Source organism: Trinickia camelliae, from assembly GCF_053525655.1.
On the sequence record NZ_JBCHAA010000013.1, the window covers coordinates 39,486 to 55,596 of the forward strand.

General features: G+C 63.0%; 15 protein-coding genes. 13 read left to right on the top strand and 2 right to left on the bottom strand.

Annotation, left to right across the window (positions count from 1 at the left end):
* Positions 1-266 precede the first annotated feature (266 nt).
* From edd to AAHK20_RS21080, 5 genes are all read left to right on the top strand, one after another.
* On the top strand, positions 267-2,132 hold the full coding sequence (edd, locus tag AAHK20_RS21060) for a phosphogluconate dehydratase (protein WP_449183448.1): 1,866 nt from the start codon (positions 267-269) through the stop codon (positions 2,130-2,132).
* A gap of 19 nt (positions 2,133-2,151) precedes the next feature.
* Positions 2,152-2,793, top strand: coding sequence for a bifunctional 4-hydroxy-2-oxoglutarate aldolase/2-dehydro-3-deoxy-phosphogluconate aldolase (gene eda / locus AAHK20_RS21065; RefSeq protein ID WP_449183449.1), 642 nt, complete (start codon positions 2,152-2,154; stop codon positions 2,791-2,793).
* 256 nt (positions 2,794-3,049) lie between these two features.
* Positions 3,050-4,411: a GntP family permease gene (locus AAHK20_RS21070; RefSeq protein WP_449183450.1), complete on the top strand. Its 1,362-nt coding sequence runs from the start codon at positions 3,050-3,052 to the stop codon at positions 4,409-4,411.
* A gap of 26 nt (positions 4,412-4,437) precedes the next feature.
* Positions 4,438-4,935: a gluconokinase gene (locus tag AAHK20_RS21075; RefSeq protein ID WP_449183451.1), complete on the top strand. Its 498-nt coding sequence runs from the start codon at positions 4,438-4,440 to the stop codon at positions 4,933-4,935.
* Between the two features lie 105 nt (positions 4,936-5,040).
* A complete protein-coding gene (locus AAHK20_RS21080; RefSeq protein WP_449183452.1) occupies positions 5,041-5,457 on the top strand; it encodes a hypothetical protein in 417 nt (138 codons plus the stop codon).
* Between the two features lie 137 nt (positions 5,458-5,594).
* Here the strand turns inward: AAHK20_RS21080 and purB are convergent, their stop codons facing one another.
* A complete protein-coding gene (purB, locus tag AAHK20_RS21085; RefSeq protein WP_449183453.1) occupies positions 5,595-6,983 on the bottom strand; it encodes an adenylosuccinate lyase in 1,389 nt (462 codons plus the stop codon).
* A 142-nt stretch (positions 6,984-7,125) separates the two neighbouring features.
* On the opposite strand from purB, the gene AAHK20_RS21090 reads away from it, so the two are divergent.
* From AAHK20_RS21090 to AAHK20_RS21115, 6 genes are all read left to right on the top strand, one after another.
* On the top strand, positions 7,126-8,082 hold the full coding sequence (locus tag AAHK20_RS21090; protein ID WP_449183454.1) for a LysR substrate-binding domain-containing protein: 957 nt from the start codon (positions 7,126-7,128) through the stop codon (positions 8,080-8,082).
* Between the two features lie 161 nt (positions 8,083-8,243).
* Positions 8,244-9,548, top strand: a complete 1,305-nt coding sequence (locus tag AAHK20_RS21095; RefSeq protein WP_449183455.1) for a Glu/Leu/Phe/Val family dehydrogenase — start codon at positions 8,244-8,246, stop codon at positions 9,546-9,548.
* A 220-nt stretch (positions 9,549-9,768) separates the two neighbouring features.
* Complete coding sequence (locus AAHK20_RS21100) at positions 9,769-10,662, top strand: glutamate/aspartate ABC transporter substrate-binding protein (RefSeq protein ID WP_449183456.1); 894 nt, start codon at positions 9,769-9,771, stop codon at positions 10,660-10,662.
* A gap of 82 nt (positions 10,663-10,744) precedes the next feature.
* The gene (locus tag AAHK20_RS21105; RefSeq protein ID WP_449183457.1) at positions 10,745-11,485 is read left to right on the top strand and encodes an amino acid ABC transporter permease; all 741 of its coding nucleotides are present in this window, start codon (positions 10,745-10,747) and stop codon (positions 11,483-11,485) included.
* Positions 11,485-12,162 (top strand): glutamate/aspartate ABC transporter permease GltK, encoded by a 678-nt coding sequence (gene gltK, locus AAHK20_RS21110; RefSeq protein ID WP_449183458.1) that lies wholly within the window; start codon positions 11,485-11,487, stop codon positions 12,160-12,162. Before AAHK20_RS21105 ends, gltK begins: the two co-directional genes overlap by 1 nt.
* Positions 12,159-12,884, top strand: a complete 726-nt coding sequence (locus AAHK20_RS21115) for an amino acid ABC transporter ATP-binding protein (protein WP_449183459.1) — start codon at positions 12,159-12,161, stop codon at positions 12,882-12,884. Before gltK ends, AAHK20_RS21115 begins: the two co-directional genes overlap by 4 nt.
* 117 nt (positions 12,885-13,001) lie before the next feature.
* Here the strand turns inward: AAHK20_RS21115 and AAHK20_RS21120 are convergent, their stop codons facing one another.
* The gene (locus tag AAHK20_RS21120) at positions 13,002-13,907 is read right to left on the bottom strand and encodes a class II glutamine amidotransferase (protein ID WP_449183460.1); all 906 of its coding nucleotides are present in this window, start codon (positions 13,905-13,907) and stop codon (positions 13,002-13,004) included.
* A gap of 243 nt (positions 13,908-14,150) precedes the next feature.
* On the opposite strand from AAHK20_RS21120, the gene pyrC reads away from it, so the two are divergent.
* Complete coding sequence (gene pyrC, locus AAHK20_RS21125) at positions 14,151-15,239, top strand: dihydroorotase (RefSeq protein WP_449183461.1); 1,089 nt, start codon at positions 14,151-14,153, stop codon at positions 15,237-15,239.
* Positions 15,236-16,045 (top strand): DUF3025 domain-containing protein, encoded by an 810-nt coding sequence (locus AAHK20_RS21130; RefSeq protein ID WP_449183462.1) that lies wholly within the window; start codon positions 15,236-15,238, stop codon positions 16,043-16,045. Before pyrC ends, AAHK20_RS21130 begins: the two co-directional genes overlap by 4 nt.
* Positions 16,046-16,111: the final 66 nt, after the last annotated feature.

Here is a 16,111-nt window from a genome sequence, read left to right on the forward strand (position 1 = left end):
TCTACATACTCAGATGCGACAACTTCTGTGGTCGTGTGGTGATTCGACTCTGTTATGGTGCGCCGCACAAGTGAGGATCCGGTGGAGTAGATCAGCTGAGCGCCAAAATGCCGGTATGAGATCCTTACGCAATCCCCTCACATCCCGATTGCTTGCATGTAGTTTTTCTACTAAACTCCTGTCGTCCGGTCGAACTTGCGGCCGTCCTCACGATCCCATCTACTCGCGCGCCTCCCTGCCGCGCGGACTCTCAGGAGCGTCTGTCCATGGCCTCGCCGCATTCCACGCTGACCACCGTCACCAAGCGCATCGTCGGACGCAGCAAGCCGACGCGCGCGGCCTATCTCGCGCGCATCGATGCCGCGCAGGGCCGCTTCCCGGCGCGCGGCGCGCTGTCGTGCGCGAATCTCGCGCACGGTTTCGCGGGTCTCGAAGGCAACGACAAGCTCGTCATCAAGCAGATCCGCCAGCCGAATATCGGCATCGTGTCGGCGTACAACGAAATGCTGTCCGCGCACGCGCCGTACATCACCTACCCCGACATCATCAAGCAGGCCGCGCGTGAAAACGGCGGCGTCGCGCAATTCGCGGGCGGCGTGCCGGCGATGTGCGACGGCGTCACGCAAGGCAACGCGGGGATGGAGCTGTCGCTCTTCTCGCGCGAAGTGATCGCGATGAGCACGGCCGTCGCGCTCACGCACAACATGTTCGACGCGGCGCTGTGCCTCGGCATCTGCGACAAGATCGTGCCGGGCCTCCTGATCGGCGCGCTGCAGTTCGGCCATCTGCCGACGATCTTCGTGCCCGCCGGTCCGATGACGAGCGGCCTGTCGAACGACGACAAAGCCAAGATCCGCCAGCAATTCGCGACGGGCAAAGTGGGGCGCGATGCGCTGCTCGAGGCGGAATCGGCCGCTTACCATGGCCACGGCACCTGCACGTTCTACGGCACCGCGAACAGCAACCAGATGCTGATGGAGGTGATGGGCCTGCATCTGCCGGGCTCGGCCTTCGTTCACCCGCACACGCCGCTGCGCGACGCGCTCACCGCCGCGGCCGCGCGCCGCGTGCTCGATCTCACCACCGAGCGCGGCAACTACACGCCGATCGGCCACGTGATCGACGAAAAAGCGATCGTCAACGGCATCGTCGCGCTGCTCGCGACGGGCGGCTCGACCAATCACACGCTGCACCTCGTCGCGATTGCACGCGCGGCCGGCGTCGTGATCGACTGGGACGACTTCGACGCGCTCTCGCAAGCCGTGCCGCTGCTCGCCAAGATCTACCCGAACGGCAAGGCCGACGTGAACCACTATCACGCGGCGGGCGGCATGGCGTACCTGATCCGCAATTTGCTGGAAGGCGGCTTGCTGCACGAAGACGTGACGACGGTCGCGGGCAAGGGGCTTGCGCACTACACCGAGGAGCCGAAGCTGATCGACGGCCAATTGAAGTGGGTGCCGGGCGTCGCCGAGAGCGGTGATGCCAGCGTGTTGCGCCCGATCGGCGAGCCGTTTCAGGCGGACGGCGGCCTGCGGCTGATGCAAGGCAAGCTCGGGCGCGGCGTGATCAAGATCTCGGCGGTCTCGCCTGATCATCGCAAAGTGACGGCGCCGGCGATCGTCTTCGATTCCCAGGAAGCCGTGCAGGAGGCATTCGACAACGGCGAGCTGAAGCGCGATTTCGTCGCCGTGGTGCGATTCCAGGGCGCGCGCGCGAACGGCATGCCCGAGCTGCACCGGCTGACGCCGCTTCTCGGTGTGATGCAGGATCAAGGCTTCCATGTCGCCCTCGTCACCGACGGGCGCATGTCGGGCGCGTCGGGCAAGGTGCCGGCGGTGATCCACGTGTCGCCCGAGACGCTGCTGGCCGGCCCGCTCGGCAAGGTCCGCACCGGCGACACGATCGTCATCGACGCCGAAGCGGGCGTGCTCGACGTCGAGGTCGACGCGAACGAATGGGCGGCGCGCGAAGTGGCCGCGCCCGCGCATCAGGCGGAAAACGAAGTCGGCTTCGGCCGCGAATTGTTCGGCGTCTTCCGTTCGGCCGCGGCGCCGGCGGAAATGGGCGCTTCGGTGTTCGGTCCGCTCGTCGGCGAGACGGCTGAACAACCGGCTCATGTACGTCAATGACGCACACCCATAAGGAGGCATGCAAATGAAGACGGTTAGCGAAATCGTACGTCTGGGTCCGGTGATTCCGGTGCTGGCATTCGACTCGGCCGAGCAGGGCGAGCACGTGTCGCGCGCGCTGCACGCAGGCGGCGTGAAGGTGCTCGAAATCACGCTGCGCACGGAGGCCGGGCTGAAGGCGATTGAGCGGGCGAGCCAGCTGGCGCCCGATATCGTCGTTGGCGTCGGCACGATCACGAAGCCCGAGCAGTGCGCGCTCGCCAAGAAGGCCGGTGCGCAGTTCGGCGTGTCGCCGGGGCTTACCAAGGAAATGCATCAGGCCGCGCAGGACGCCGGTCTGCCGCTCTTGCCCGGCGTGATGACGCCCTCGGACATCATCGTCGCGATGGAACTCGGCTACGAGATCGTCAAGTTCTTCCCCGCGCAGCAGGCGGGTGGCGTGCCGATGCTGCAAGCGTTCTACGGTCCGTTCCCGACCCTGAAGTTCTGCCCGACCGGCGGTATCACCGCGGAGTCGGCGCCGACTTTCCTGGCTCAGCCGAATGTGGTCTGCGTCGGTGGATCTTGGCTCACGCCGAAGTCCGCGCTCGCCTCGCAAAACTGGGACGAAGTGACCCGACTCGCACACGCCGCCACCGAGCTCGCGGCCCATCGCAATTGACCTCGCAGCGTTTCCGCTAGCCAGGTTTCATCTCAAAACCCTCTCAAAACGGGCTTTTTGCTCGGTTTGGTGAGGGTTTTTGCTTATGGAACCGGTTCTATCCTCAAAGATTAATCAAAAGTAAAATTCAGCGTCCTTGCCTTCGCAAGACAAGATCGCCTTGCCGCGTCGTTGCGAGGCGCGGCACGTTGTACGCTAGGGATCGTTTTGTGCGCCGTCTTGCGCCCCTGGCCGAATAATCACAAGGAGGAGCTTCATGGGAGCTGTCCAAGGCAGCATGCTGCTGGTCTATACGGTGATCGCCATCGCGGCGCTGATTCTCTTGATCGCCCGCTACAAGGTCTACCCGTTTCTGGTGCTGATCATCGTGTCGCTGGTGCTCGGCCTGGTGGTCGGCATGCCGATGGACAAGATCGTGAAGTCGTTCGAAGCCGGCACGGGCGGCACGCTCGGCCACATCGCGATCGTGGTCGGCTTGGGGACGATGCTCGGCAAGATGATGGCGGAGTCGGGCGGCGCCGAGCGCATCGCGACCACGCTGATCAAATGGTTCGGCGAGAAGAACATTCACTGGGCGATGATGTTCGTCGCGATCATCGTCGGCCTGCCGGTGTTTTTTGAGGTCGGCTTCGTGCTGCTGATTCCGATCGCGTTCAACGTCGCCAAGCGCACCGGCAAGTCGCTGCTGCTGATCGGCTTGCCGATGGTGGCGGGGTTGTCCGTGGTCCACGGGCTGATTCCGCCGCACCCGGCCGCGCTGCTCGCGGTGCAGGCGTACGGCGCCGACATCGGCAAGACGATCGCTTACGGGCTCATCGTCGGCGTGCCGACCGCCATCGTCGCCGGTCCGCTGTTCGCGTTGCTCATCCACCGTTATGTGAAGCTGCCCGAGAACAATCCGCTCGCCGCGCAGTTTGTCGATACGCATGCCCAGGGCGCGCAGCGCGAGTTGCCTAGCTTCGGCGTCACGCTGTTCACGATTTTGCTGCCGGTGATCCTGATGCTCGTCGGCAGCTGGGCCGATCTCGTCTTCACGCCGAAAACGCTGCCCAACAATCTGCTGCATTTCGTCGGCAACTCGGATGTGGCGCTGTTGATCGCGGTGCTCGTCAGCTTCTGGACCTTCGGTGCGCGGCGCGGCTTCAATCGCGACCAGATCCAGAAGTTCTGTAGCGAGTGTCTGGCGCCGATCGCAGGCATCACACTAATCGTCGGCGCGGGCGGCGGCTTCGGCGGCGTGCTGCGCGATAGCGGTATCTCGAACCAGATCGTCGAGACGGCGAAGCACGCGCACCTGTCGCCGCTTTTGCTCGGCTGGCTGGTGGCCGCGCTGATTCGTCTTGCGACTGGCTCGGCGACCGTTGCGATGACGACGGCTTGCGGCGTCGTCGCGCCCATCGCGTCGGCGAGCGGCATCGTCGTGAAGCCCGAACTGCTTGTGCTCGCGACGGGCTCCGGCTCGCTGATCTTCTCGCACGTCAATGACGGTGGCTTCTGGCTGATCAAAGAGTACTTCGGGATGACGGTGGGGCAGACCTTCAAGACGTGGTCGCTGTGCGAAACCATCATCTCGCTGTTGGGTTTAGGCCTGACGTTCGCGCTCGCGACGGTGCTGTAACGGGTATTGGGTTTTAGGAGCAGGAAATGATTTTGATCGTGATGGGTGTGTCGGGCGCGGGCAAGACGCGGATTGGCGAGCTGTTGGCGGAACGTTTGTCGTGCAGCTTCACGGATGGCGACGCTTTCCACAGCGAAGCGAACAAGGAGAAGATGCACCGCGGCATTCCCTTGACCGACGACGACCGCTGGCCGTGGCTCAAGACAATCCGCGCGGCGATCGAAGACAAGCAGCGCGCGGGCGAGACGGCGGTGTTCACGTGCTCGTCGCTCAAGCGCTCGTATCGCGACGTGCTGCGCGGCGGCGATCCCGATGTTCGCTTTGTCTACCTGAAGGGGACGTTCGAGGTGCTCAAGGCTCGGCTCGGCGCGCGCACCGGGCACTTTTTCGACGCGTCGCTGCTGCAGAGCCAACTCGATACGCTCGAGGCGCCGGGGCCGGATGAGGCGATTGAAGTCAGTATCGATCTGACGCCGGAACAGATCGTCGACAGCGTGATGGTGCAGGCCGGTTTTGCAGACTGACAATCTCGAATTATCTGTCTAGCGGCTTGCAAAACGAATCGATTGCCTTTCAATCGAATCCCATGATGCCGCCCATGTCGGGCGGCGCGTTAATGGGAGAGACTCATGAGGGAAAAGACAGTCGGTAAGCACTTGGTCTTCGGTGCAGCATGTCTCATGCTTGCCGCGTCCCACGCTTTTGCCGTCGGCAAAAGCGTGGATCAGACGGACCATGTTCCGTACTTGAGCGGTAGCGTGGACTCGGCCGAAATGCGGTCGCTTCGCTTCCACTACAACGTGAATTTGACCTTTGTCGACAAGACGGGGGCGTATCTGTCCGGCGTACGTGTGCAGATCGTCACCGAGAAGGGCGACCTAGTGATCGACGCAGTATCGAAAGGGCCGCTTTTCTACGCGCGTCCCCGTCTCAGTTTAGAAAAGCTGGGCCGCTACCAATTGATTGTGTCGAAGGACGGAAAGTCCCGGCAGTACGACATCGAAATTGGACCCACGAAATCCGCGGAGTTGCGCATCGCCCTCTAGCCGACGAATTGTTCGTTGCGACGATCGGGCGAACTTCTTCGGGCGTTGCGTACGCGTCTCGCTTTAGCGCGCATCAAAAGAAATGCCGTTCAGTGTTTGGCTGAACGGCATTTCTATTTTCAAGCGCGTCGTATCGATTACGCGATCCGCTTCGCCAGCTCCACGGCCTTGCCGACATACGAAGCCGGCGTCATCGCGAGCAGCCGCTCCTTCGCATCGGCCGGAATCGCCAGGCCGCCGATGAACTGCTGCAGCGCTTCGCGCGTGATGCCCTTGCCGCGCGTCAGTTCCTTCAGCTGCTCGTACGGATTCTCGATGCCGAAGCGGCGCATTACCGTCTGTACCGGCTCGGCGAGCACTTCCCAGCAGTTGTCGAGGTCGTCGTTCAGGCGCTGCGGATTCACTTCGAGCTTGTCGAGGCCGCGGTTCAGCGCGTCGTAGGCGAGCAGCGAGTAGCCGAACGCGACGCCCATATTGCGCAGCACGGTCGAGTCCGTGAGGTCGCGCTGCCAGCGCGAGACCGGCAGCTTATCGGCGAGGTGGCGCAGCGTCGCGTTCGCGAGACCAAGGTTGCCTTCGGAGTTTTCGAAGTCGATCGGATTGACTTTGTGCGGCATCGTCGACGAACCGATTTCGCCTGCCTTTGTCTTCTGCTTGAAGTAGCCGAGCGAGATGTAGCCCCAGACGTCGCGGTCGAGATCGAGCAGGATCGTGTTCGCGCGCGCGATCGCGTCGAAGAGCTCGGCCATGTAGTCGTGCGGCTCGATCTGGATCGTGTACGGATTGAAGGTGAGCTTCAGGCGCTGCTCGACGACTTCACGCGAGAACGCTTCCCAGTCGAACTCCGGATACGCCGACAAGTGCGCGTTGAAGTTGCCGACCGCGCCGTTCATCTTGCCGAGCAGTTGCACGGCCGCGATGCGCTCGATCGCGCGCGCGAGACGCGCGGCGACGTTGGCGATTTCCTTGCCGAGCGTCGTCGGGCTGGCGGGCTGGCCGTGCGTGCGCGAGAGCATCGGCTGCTCGGCGTGCGCGTGCGCGAGTGCAACGAGGCGCTGGTGCACCGAGCGCAGCGCCGGCAGGACTACGTGCTCGCGCGCGCCGGCGAGCATCAGGCCGTGCGACGTGTTGTTGATGTCCTCCGACGTGCACGCGAAGTGAATGAACTCGCTCGCGCGCTCCAGCTCCGGCTGGCCCTTGACCGCTTCCTTCAGCCAGTACTCGACGGCCTTCACGTCGTGGTTCGTGACGCGCTCGATGTCCTTGATGCGCGCGGCGTCGTGCGCGGTGAAGCGCTCGACCAGCTGCAGCAAGAACTGCTCGGACGCCTCCGAGAAGCGCGGCACTTCGGCGAAGCCGGCGCGCGACAGCGCGATCAGCCAATGGACTTCGACCGTCACGCGATGGCGCATGAATGCGGCTTCGGAGAGCCAGTCGCGCAGCGCCTCGGTCTTGGCGGCATAGCGGCCGTCGAGCGGCGACAGGGCGGTGAGGGCGAAGAGGGTGTCGGGGCGGGTGTCGGACATGATGAGGGCGGGACGGCTCGATTGCCGGTCAGGACAGGGGAGAACCGCGAATTTTACCACCTGCGCGAGTCGCGTTCCCCCGCGTGCGCGCCGGTAAAATGCCGACTTCTCTCGGCATCGCTCGCTTGACGCAAAGGTCCGCATGGAACTGAAATGGCTCGAAGACTTCGTATCGCTCGCGGAGACGCGCAGCTTCAGCCGCTCGGCGGAACTGCGGCATGTCACGCAGCCGGCGTTTTCGCGGCGCATCCAGGCGCTCGAGGCATGGCTCGGCACTGAGCTCATCGACCGCTCGGTGTATCCGACGCGCCTCACGCCCGCCGGACAAGTGTTCTACGAGCAGGCGCTCACGATGCTCTCGCAGTTCCGCGAGGCGCGCACCGTGCTGCGCGGACACACCGGCGCGCCGGCCGCGACGATCGAATTCGCGGTGCCGCATACGCTCTCGCTCACGTATTTCCCGCGCTGGCTGCAGCGCATCGAGGCGCAGATGGGCCAGGTGCATGCGCGCCTGCGCGCGCTGAATGTGCACGATGCGGTGCTGTCGCTCGTCGAGGGCGGCTGCGATCTGGTGATGGGCTATCACCATCCGAGCCACCCGGTCGCACTGGACCCCGCGCGCTACGACATGCTGACGCTCGGCACCGAGCCGATCAGCCCGTTCTCGGCGCCGTCGCGCCCCGGGCGGGCGCGCTACACGCTGCCCGGCACGCCAGAGGCGCCGGTGCCGTATCTCTCGTACACCCCGAACGCCTACCTCGGGCGCATGACGGAAGTGATCATCGCCAACGCGCCGGCCCGGCTTTATCTGAACCGCGTCTACGAGACCGACATGGCCGAGGGGTTGAAGGCGATGGCGCTCGCCGGTCACGGCGTCGCGTTCCTGCCGCATAGCGCCGTCGAAGAGGCGGTGGCCGACGGCAAGCTGATCCGGCTCGACCGGACTGCGCGCGGCGCGGGCGCGAATTCGTTCACGCTGACGATGGAGATTCGCCTCTATCGCGACAAGCTCGCGGCTGCCGGCGACGAGCCGAGACAAGCGCTGGTGCGACGCCTTTGGGACGTCGTGACGCAGGAACTGGCGCAGCCATCCGCATAGACTCACAGCCCGGTCTATCGCCGTTTTGCGTGTCTCATAACACGTCAGAAGCCCCAAAACATCGTTATGCGAGAAAAGCATAATGGGATGACCAATCGGCATTGGATTTCGGAAATGGCCTTCTCGACAATTGCGGTCACCTGTTGACCGTCGGAGATTTCATGTCCTCGCAATTGCAGTCCTCGTCCGCTGAGCAATCCATTCCCTCGTATCTGCACAGCGACGATCTCGGCCCCTGGGGCAACTATCTGCAACAAGTCGATCGCGTCGCGCCTTACCTCGGCTCGCTGTCGCGCTGGCTTGAAACGCTGAAGCGTCCGAAGCGCATTCTCGTGGTCGATGTGCCCATCGAACTCGATAACGGCACTGTCGCGCACTTCGAGGGCTATCGTGTGCAGCACAACGTGTCGCGCGGCCCGGGCAAGGGCGGCGTGCGTTACCACCAGGACGTGACGCTCTCCGAAGTGATGGCGCTGTCCGCCTGGATGTCGGTCAAGAACGCTGCCGTGAACGTGCCGTACGGCGGCGCGAAGGGCGGTATCCGCGTGGATCCGCGCAAGCTGTCGCGCGGCGAGCTCGAGCGCGTCACGCGCCGCTACACGAGCGAAATCGGCATCATCATCGGACCGAACACCGACATCCCTGCGCCGGACGTGAACACGAACGAGCAGATCATGGCGTGGATGATGGACACGTACTCGATGAACCAAGGCCAGACGGCCACGGGCGTCGTGACCGGCAAGCCGATCACGCTCGGCGGTTCGCTCGGTCGCAAAGAAGCAACCGGCCGCGGCGTGTTCGTCGTTGGCACGGAAGCGGCTCGCCGCGTCGGCCTCGAAATCGAAGGCGCGCGCATCGCCGTGCAAGGCTTCGGCAACGTGGGCGGCATCGCCGCTCGCCTGTTCCAGGAAGCGGGTGCGAAGGTCATCGCCGTGCAGGACCACACCGGCACGATCTACAAGTCGTCGGGCCTCGACACCGTGGCGCTGCTCGAGCACGTCGCAGCGAAGGGCGGCGTGGGCGGCTTCCCAGGCGCCGACCCGGTTTCGGCCGACGAGTTCTGGACCATCGAGACCGACATCCTGATCCCGGCCGCGCTCGAAAACCAGATCACCGAAAAGAACGCATCGAAGATCAAGACGAAGATCGTCGTGGAAGGCGCAAACGGCCCGACCACGACGGCAGCCGACGACATCCTGCGCGACAAGGGCGTGCTCGTGATCCCCGACGTGGTCGCGAATGCCGGCGGCGTGACGGTGTCGTACTTCGAATGGGTGCAGGACTTCTCGAGCTTCTTCTGGACCGAGGAAGAGATCAACCATCGTCTCGAGCGCGTGATGCGCGAAGCGTTTGCCGCTGTGTGGCAAGTGGCGAGCGAGAACAACGTGTCGGTGCGGACGGCGGCGTTCATCGTTGCGTGTAAGCGGATTCTGATGGCGCGCGAAATGCGCGGCCTGTACCCCTGATCCCCTGCTGATCGAAAGATCAGATCCTACCGGCGCGGTTCACAAGACCGCGCTAGCACCTGAGAGGCGGGCGGCATCGATAAGATGCCGCCCGTTTGCGTTTTGGGCGCCGGATCGGCATCGCCCGACGAATTGCATTGCTTTCGAATTTCAATTTTTATTCTTTCAAAATAATTACTTTGCTACACTTGCGCGATTCCAGCCAAGGAGACACTAGCAAATGAAGATCAAACAAGCGGCATGGGTGCTGACTGCGTTGGGACTGATCGCAAGCGGCGCACAGGCGCAAGACGCGGGGACGCTGAAAAAAATCAAGGACACAGGCGTGATCTCGCTCGGCCACCGCGAATCGTCGATCCCGTTTTCTTATTACGACGACAAGCAGAACGTGATCGGCTACTCGTATGAGTTTCAGATGAAGGTGGTCGACGCCGTCAAGCAGAAGCTCAAGATGCCGAATCTGAAGACGAAGCTGACGCCGGTCACGTCGCAAAACCGGATTCCTCTCGTTCAAAACGGCACTGTCGACATCGAGTGCGGCTCCACGACCAACAACGCCGAGCGCCAGCAGCAAGCCGCGTTCTCGAACACGATCTTCGTGATCGGCACGCGTCTCATGACGAAGAAGGATTCCGGCATCAAAGACTTCCCCGACCTGAAAGGCAAGACCGTCGTGACGACGGCGGGCACCACGTCCGAGCGCTTGCTGCGCAAGATGAACCAGGACAAGAGCATGGGGATGAACATCATCAGCGCGAAGGACCACGGCGATTCTTTCTTGACGCTCGAAACCGGGCGCGCTTCCGCATTCATGATGGACGACGCGCTGCTCGCCGGCGAGCGCGCGAAGTCGAAGAACCCCGATCAATATGTGATCACCGGCACGCCGCAATCGCGCGAGGCATACGGCTGCATGCTGCGCAAGAACGATCCCGAGTTCAAGAAGGTGGTCGACGAGGCGATCGCGCAGGTCCAGACCTCCGGCGAGGGCGACAAAATCTACAAGCGCTGGTTCGAATCGCCGATTCCGCCGAAGGGCCTCAACCTGAACTTCCCCGAAAGCGACGACATGAAGGCGCTTTTCAAGAGCCCGAACGACAAGGCGATCGACTAAACCTCGCTGCGCTACGCATTGAATGAGACGGAAAGAGGCTGACGCCTCTCCCGTCTCTCTTTTTTGGATTTGGAGTCTCGTCATGTCTTATCACTGGAACTGGGGTGTTCTGCTCAGCCCGGTCTCCACCGGTGAGCCGACCACCTATCTCGGCTGGCTCATGTCCGGGCTTTGGGTCACAGTCAGCGTGTCGCTCGTCGCGTGGATGATCGCGCTCGTCGTCGGCTCGTTCTTCGGCGTGCTGCGCACCGTGCCGAACCCGCGGCTGGCCGTGATCGGCACCGTCTATGTCGCGATCTTTCGCAACATCCCGCTGATCGTGCAGTTCTTCATCTGGTATCTCGTCGTGCCGGAGTTGTTGCCAGCGTCGGCCGGCAACTGGTTCAAGCAGTTGCCCCCGGGTGTGCAGTTCTTCTCGGCGTCGATTCTGTGTCTTGGGCTTTTCACTTCGGCGCGCGTCTGCGAGCAGGTGCGCTCCGGCATTCGAGCGCTGCCGCGCGGACAGCGCGCGGCCGGTCTCGCGATGGGCTTCACCGAATGGCAGACCTATCGCTACGTGCTATTGCCCGTGTCGTACCGGATCATCGTGCCGCCGCTCACATCCGAGTTTCTCAACATCTTCAAGAACTCCGCGGTGGCGTCGACGATCGGTTTGCTCGATCTGTCCGCGCAGGCGCGGCAACTCGTCGACTACACGGCGCAGACCTATGAGTCATTCATCGCGGTGACGCTCGCCTATGTGCTCATCAATCTCGTCGTGATGAATCTCATGCGCTGGATCGAGCGCCGGACTCGGCTGCCTGGCTACATCGGAGGGAAGTGATGCATCAATTCGACTGGAGCGGTATCCCGGGCGCGCTTCCCACGCTGTGGACCGGCGCCGTCGTCACGTTCAAGATCACCGTGCTCGCGATCGTCGTCGGCATCGTGTGGGGCACCGTGCTCGCGATCATGCGGCTCTCGGGCGTGAAGCCGCTGCAATGGTTCGCTCACGGCTACGTGACCGTGTTCCGCTCGATTCCGCTCGTCATGGTCCTGCTGTGGTTTTTCTTGATCGTGCCGCAGGTGTTGCAGAATGTGCTCGGGCTCTCGCCCGACATCGACATTCGTCTCGCCTCTGCAATGGTGGCGTTTTCGCTGTTCGAGGCCGCGTATTACTCCGAGATCATTCGCGCCGGCATCCAAGCGGTGCCGAGAGGGCAGGTCAATGCGTCGTTCGCGCTCGGCATGAACTACGCGCAGGCGATGCGCCTGGTCGTGCTGCCGCAAGCGTTTCGCGCGATGGCGCCGCTCCTGCTCACGCAAGCGATCGTGCTGTTCCAGGACACGTCGCTTGTCTACGTGATCAGCCTCGCTGATTTCTTTCGCACGGCAGCGAATATCGGCGACCGAGACGGCTCCACGGTCGAAATGGTACTGTTCGCCGGTGCGTGTTATTTCGTGATTTGCGTGATCGCATCGGGCCTCGTCAAAGGTCTTCAGAAAAAGGTCGCAAGATGATTTCCATTAAGAACGTGTCGAAGTGGTACGGTCATTTTCAGGTGTTGACCGACTGCACGACAGAAGTGAAAAAAGGCGAGGTGGTCGTGGTGTGCGGGCCGTCGGGCTCCGGCAAGTCGACGCTCATCAAGACCGTGAACGGTCTCGAGCCGTTCCAGCAGGGCGAGATTCTGATCGACGGCCAGTCGGTGGGCGACAAGAAAACCAATCTCTCGAAGTTGCGCTCGAAGGTCGGCATGGTGTTCCAGCACTTCGAGCTGTTTCCGCATCTGTCGATCATCGAGAATCTGACGCTTGCGCAGATCAAGGTGCTCGGCCGCTCGAAGGACGAAGCCACCGAGAAGGGGTTCAAGCTGCTCGATCGCGTCGGGCTCAAGGCGCATGCCGAAAAATTTCCAGGGCAGCTTTCGGGCGGCCAGCAGCAGCGGGTCGCGATTGCGCGCGCGCTGTCGATGGACCCGATCGCGATGCTGTTCGATGAGCCCACGTCAGCACTCGATCCCGAGATGATCAACGAAGTGCTCGACGTGATGGTCGAACTCGCGCAGGAAGGCATGACGATGATGTGCGTGACGCACGAAATGGGCTTCGCGAAGAAGGTCGCGCATCGCGTGATCTTCATGGACAAGGGGCTCATCGTCGAAGACGACCGCAAGGAGGACTTCTTCGCGAATCCGAAGTCGGATCGGGCGAAGGATTTTTTGGCGAAGATCCTGCATTGAGTGTGGCGAGCTGCCCGTCGCGGCAGCGACCCGTTAGCCGCAAAACTAAAAAGCCGCTTCCGAGGAAGCGGCTTTTTTGCGTGAGGCGTAGCGTTCTACTCGCGCGCTAATGCAGTATCAAGACTCGCACGCGGCGGCATCGTCAGACTCGATATCGAGTTCGGCCGTCGCGGGCAGCATCGACGCCGAAGCCGTTTCGTCGCACTCGGGATTGCGCGCTTTATCGAGCACGAATTGCGGCACTGGGATATGGGTCCGCGCGACCACGTCGCCATGCTGGAACATCATCAGATCGCCGGGGTGAAACGCGGTCCAGACTTCGTTATCCGTGAGCGGCTTCGTGGCGATCACAGCGACGCGATCTTCCGGCGTCGTATATTTCGCGAAATCGATCGACATGTCCGCATCGATCAGATGCGCGGTCGAGAACGGCCAGCTCCGAACGAGGTAATGCAGATGCGTCGAACAGTGCGCAAAGAGCGCTTGGCCATTCGACATCAGGAAGTTGAACACGCCGAATTGCGTGATCTCGCGCGTGAGCGCGCCGAGCGTGTCGAACAGCTCATCGAGAGGCGGCTGCGAGCCGGGAAACGCTGAACGCAAGCCCTGCATCAACGCACAAAACGCGAGTTCACTGTCGGTCGTGCCGACCGGCTGACACACGCCATTCAGCGCCGGATGATAGTCCTTCAAGTCGCCGTTGTGCGCGAAGATCCAATGACGCCCCCACAGTTCGCGCATGAACGGATGGCAGTTTTCGAGCAGGATGTGCCCTTGCGTCGCCTTACGGATGTGCGCGATCGTGTTCTTCGACTTGATCGGATAGCGCTTGACCATCTCGGCGATCGGCGAGGTCGCGGACGATTGATGATCGATGAAGAGACGGCAGGCTTTATCTTCGAAGAACGCGATGCCCCAGCCGTCGGCATGGTGATCGGTGACGCCGCCACGCGCCGCAAAGCCGGTGAAAGAGAACGTGACGTCCGTCGGCGCGGCGCAGTTCATTCCGAGAAGTTGGCACATGGTGCAGATAAAGCGAAGCGTGTGAGGCGGGCTAACCAACGAGTGAACCCGCAGCTAAGTCGCCAGGTGAACCCGTTACAATATGTTTTTTGAAGCATATCACCGAGCCCCAAGCGGCCAAAAGCGAATTTCCCGGTGTCGCTGCGCGTGCGTTGCAGTTTTTCCACGTTGCCAGCCGGGTTATTCGCGAAAGGCTTGTTGCGCTGGGGGCGCTGCGCTCGCCACTCTCGTTATTCCCTCGCCATGACTGCTTCCGTTCCTGCTTCCATCGCCGCGTCCGCTGGCGCCGCCCAAGACACGCTCACCTTCGCTCGTCCCGACGACTGGCACCTGCACGTGCGCGACGGCGCGATGCTCGCGGCCGTGCTGCCGCACACGGCCCGCCAGTTCGGCCGCGCGATCATCATGCCGAACCTGAAGCCGCCTGTGACGACCACTGAGCAGGCACAGGCGTACCGCGAGCGCATTCTGGCCGCGCTGCCGGCCGGCGCGAAGTTCGAGCCGCTGATGACGCTCTATCTCACCGACAACACGCCCCCCGACGAAATCCGCCGCGCGCGTGAAAGCGGCTTTGTGCACGGCGTGAAACTGTACCCGGCGGGTGCGACCACGAATTCGGACGCCGGCGTGACGAACATCCTGAAATGCGCGAAGACGCTCGAGGCGATGCAGGAAGCCGGCATGCCGCTTCTGATTCACGGCGAAGTGACGGACCCGTCCATCGATTTGTTCGATCGCGAGAAGGTCTTCATCGACCGCGTGATGACGCCGCTGCGCCGCGACTTCCCGGCGCTCAAGGTCGTGTTCGAGCACATCACGACGAAGGATGCCGCTGACTACGTGCGCGATGCCGGTGTCGCGCCCGGACTGTTGGGGGCGACGATCACGGCGCACCATCTGCTGTTCAATCGCAACGCGATTTTCCAGGGCGGCATTCGTCCGCATTACTACTGCTTGCCTGTGCTGAAGCGCGAGACGCATCGCGTGGCGCTCGTCGAAGCGGCCACCTCGGGTAATCCGCGCTTCTTCCTCGGCACCGACAGCGCGCCGCACCCCAAGGGCCTGAAAGAGCACGCGTGCGGCTGCGCGGGCTGCTACACGGCGCTCCACGCGCTCGAGCTCTACGCGCAAGCGTTCGACGAGGCGGGCGCGCTCGACAAGCTCGAAGGCTTCGCGAGCTTCTTCGGCGCCGATTTCTACGGGCTGCCGCGCAGCGATGAGCGTGTGACGCTGCGCCGCGAGACGTGGACGCTGCCTGCCGAGATCGAGGCCGGGGGCGCACCGGTGGTGCCGCTGCGTGGCGGCGAGGAAATCGGCTGGCGACTGGTTTGAGCGCCTCAGGTTTCGAGCGCATTGATTGGTCCAGGCCGTGGTTTGCGCCGTTCGCCGTGCGCGGCGCGCGTTGGCAGCGCGCCGCGCTCGAGAGCGAAGCCGCCTATCTCGCCGAACTCAATCGCGACGCCAGTGCAAGCGGCCAGACGACCGGCCGCGGCAAGCCGCTGGCCTTTATCGCACAGGACGACCTTCCGCCGGGCGCCGCCTACGAGGCACATATCGGCGCAACAGGCTGCGTGCCGACCCGGCACAACCTGCACGACTTCTTCAACGCGCTGATGTGGTTCACGTTTCCGTGCATCAAGGCGGCGCTGAATGCGCGGCAGTCGGAGGCGATCGATCAACTGGGCGTCGGCCCGACGCGCGGCAGCGTGCGTGACATGCTCACCTTGTTCGACGAAAACGCTTTGATCTTCGCAACGGCCGATCTGGCCCTTGCCGCCGCGCTGCGCAATTTCGACTGGCAGGGCTTGCTGGTGGCGAACCGGGCTGCCTGGGGCGTACGCTGCGAAGTTCGTTCGTTCGGGCACGCGTTGCTCGAAAAGCTGATCGCGCCGTACAAGGCATGCACAGGGCACGCATGGATCGTCGACGTCCCGGCTGAGTACTTCTCGTGGCCCGACGCGCAGCAGCGGGCGCTGCTCGACGAGTCCATCAGTGCCACCATCGCGCACGGGTCGCTCGAAAGCCGGATGTTCGCGCCGCTGCCGGTGCTCGGCATCCCGGGCTGGTGGCCTGCCAACGACGCCCCCGCGTTCTACGACGACAAACAAGTCTTCCGCACCGGCCGCCGCGCGCGCTGAGCGCTTGCCGTCCCCCGTCGCGCCACGCCTGCCGCGCCAACCCCGCATGCTAAAATCGCCGCTTGC

Coding starts and splice junctions, on each gene's coding strand:
- AAHK20_RS21115 (WP_449183459.1), top strand. CDS start 12,159: ATGATTTCCATTAAGAACGTGTCGAAGTGGTACGGTCATTTTCAGGTG.
- AAHK20_RS21120 (WP_449183460.1), bottom strand. CDS start 13,907: ATGTGCCAACTTCTCGGAATGAACTGCGCCGCGCCGACGGACGTCACG.
- gltK (WP_449183458.1), top strand. CDS start 11,485: ATGCATCAATTCGACTGGAGCGGTATCCCGGGCGCGCTTCCCACGCTG.
- AAHK20_RS21090 (WP_449183454.1), top strand. CDS start 7,126: ATGGAACTGAAATGGCTCGAAGACTTCGTATCGCTCGCGGAGACGCGC.
- AAHK20_RS21075 (WP_449183451.1), top strand. CDS start 4,438: ATGATTTTGATCGTGATGGGTGTGTCGGGCGCGGGCAAGACGCGGATT.
- edd (WP_449183448.1), top strand. CDS start 267: ATGGCCTCGCCGCATTCCACGCTGACCACCGTCACCAAGCGCATCGTC.
- AAHK20_RS21105 (WP_449183457.1), top strand. CDS start 10,745: ATGTCTTATCACTGGAACTGGGGTGTTCTGCTCAGCCCGGTCTCCACC.
- eda (WP_449183449.1), top strand. CDS start 2,152: ATGCAAATGAAGACGGTTAGCGAAATCGTACGTCTGGGTCCGGTGATT.
- AAHK20_RS21080 (WP_449183452.1), top strand. CDS start 5,041: ATGAGGGAAAAGACAGTCGGTAAGCACTTGGTCTTCGGTGCAGCATGT.
- AAHK20_RS21095 (WP_449183455.1), top strand. CDS start 8,244: ATGTCCTCGCAATTGCAGTCCTCGTCCGCTGAGCAATCCATTCCCTCG.
- AAHK20_RS21100 (WP_449183456.1), top strand. CDS start 9,769: ATGAAGATCAAACAAGCGGCATGGGTGCTGACTGCGTTGGGACTGATC.
- purB (WP_449183453.1), bottom strand. CDS start 6,983: ATGTCCGACACCCGCCCCGACACCCTCTTCGCCCTCACCGCCCTGTCG.
- pyrC (WP_449183461.1), top strand. CDS start 14,151: ATGACTGCTTCCGTTCCTGCTTCCATCGCCGCGTCCGCTGGCGCCGCC.
- AAHK20_RS21070 (WP_449183450.1), top strand. CDS start 3,050: ATGGGAGCTGTCCAAGGCAGCATGCTGCTGGTCTATACGGTGATCGCC.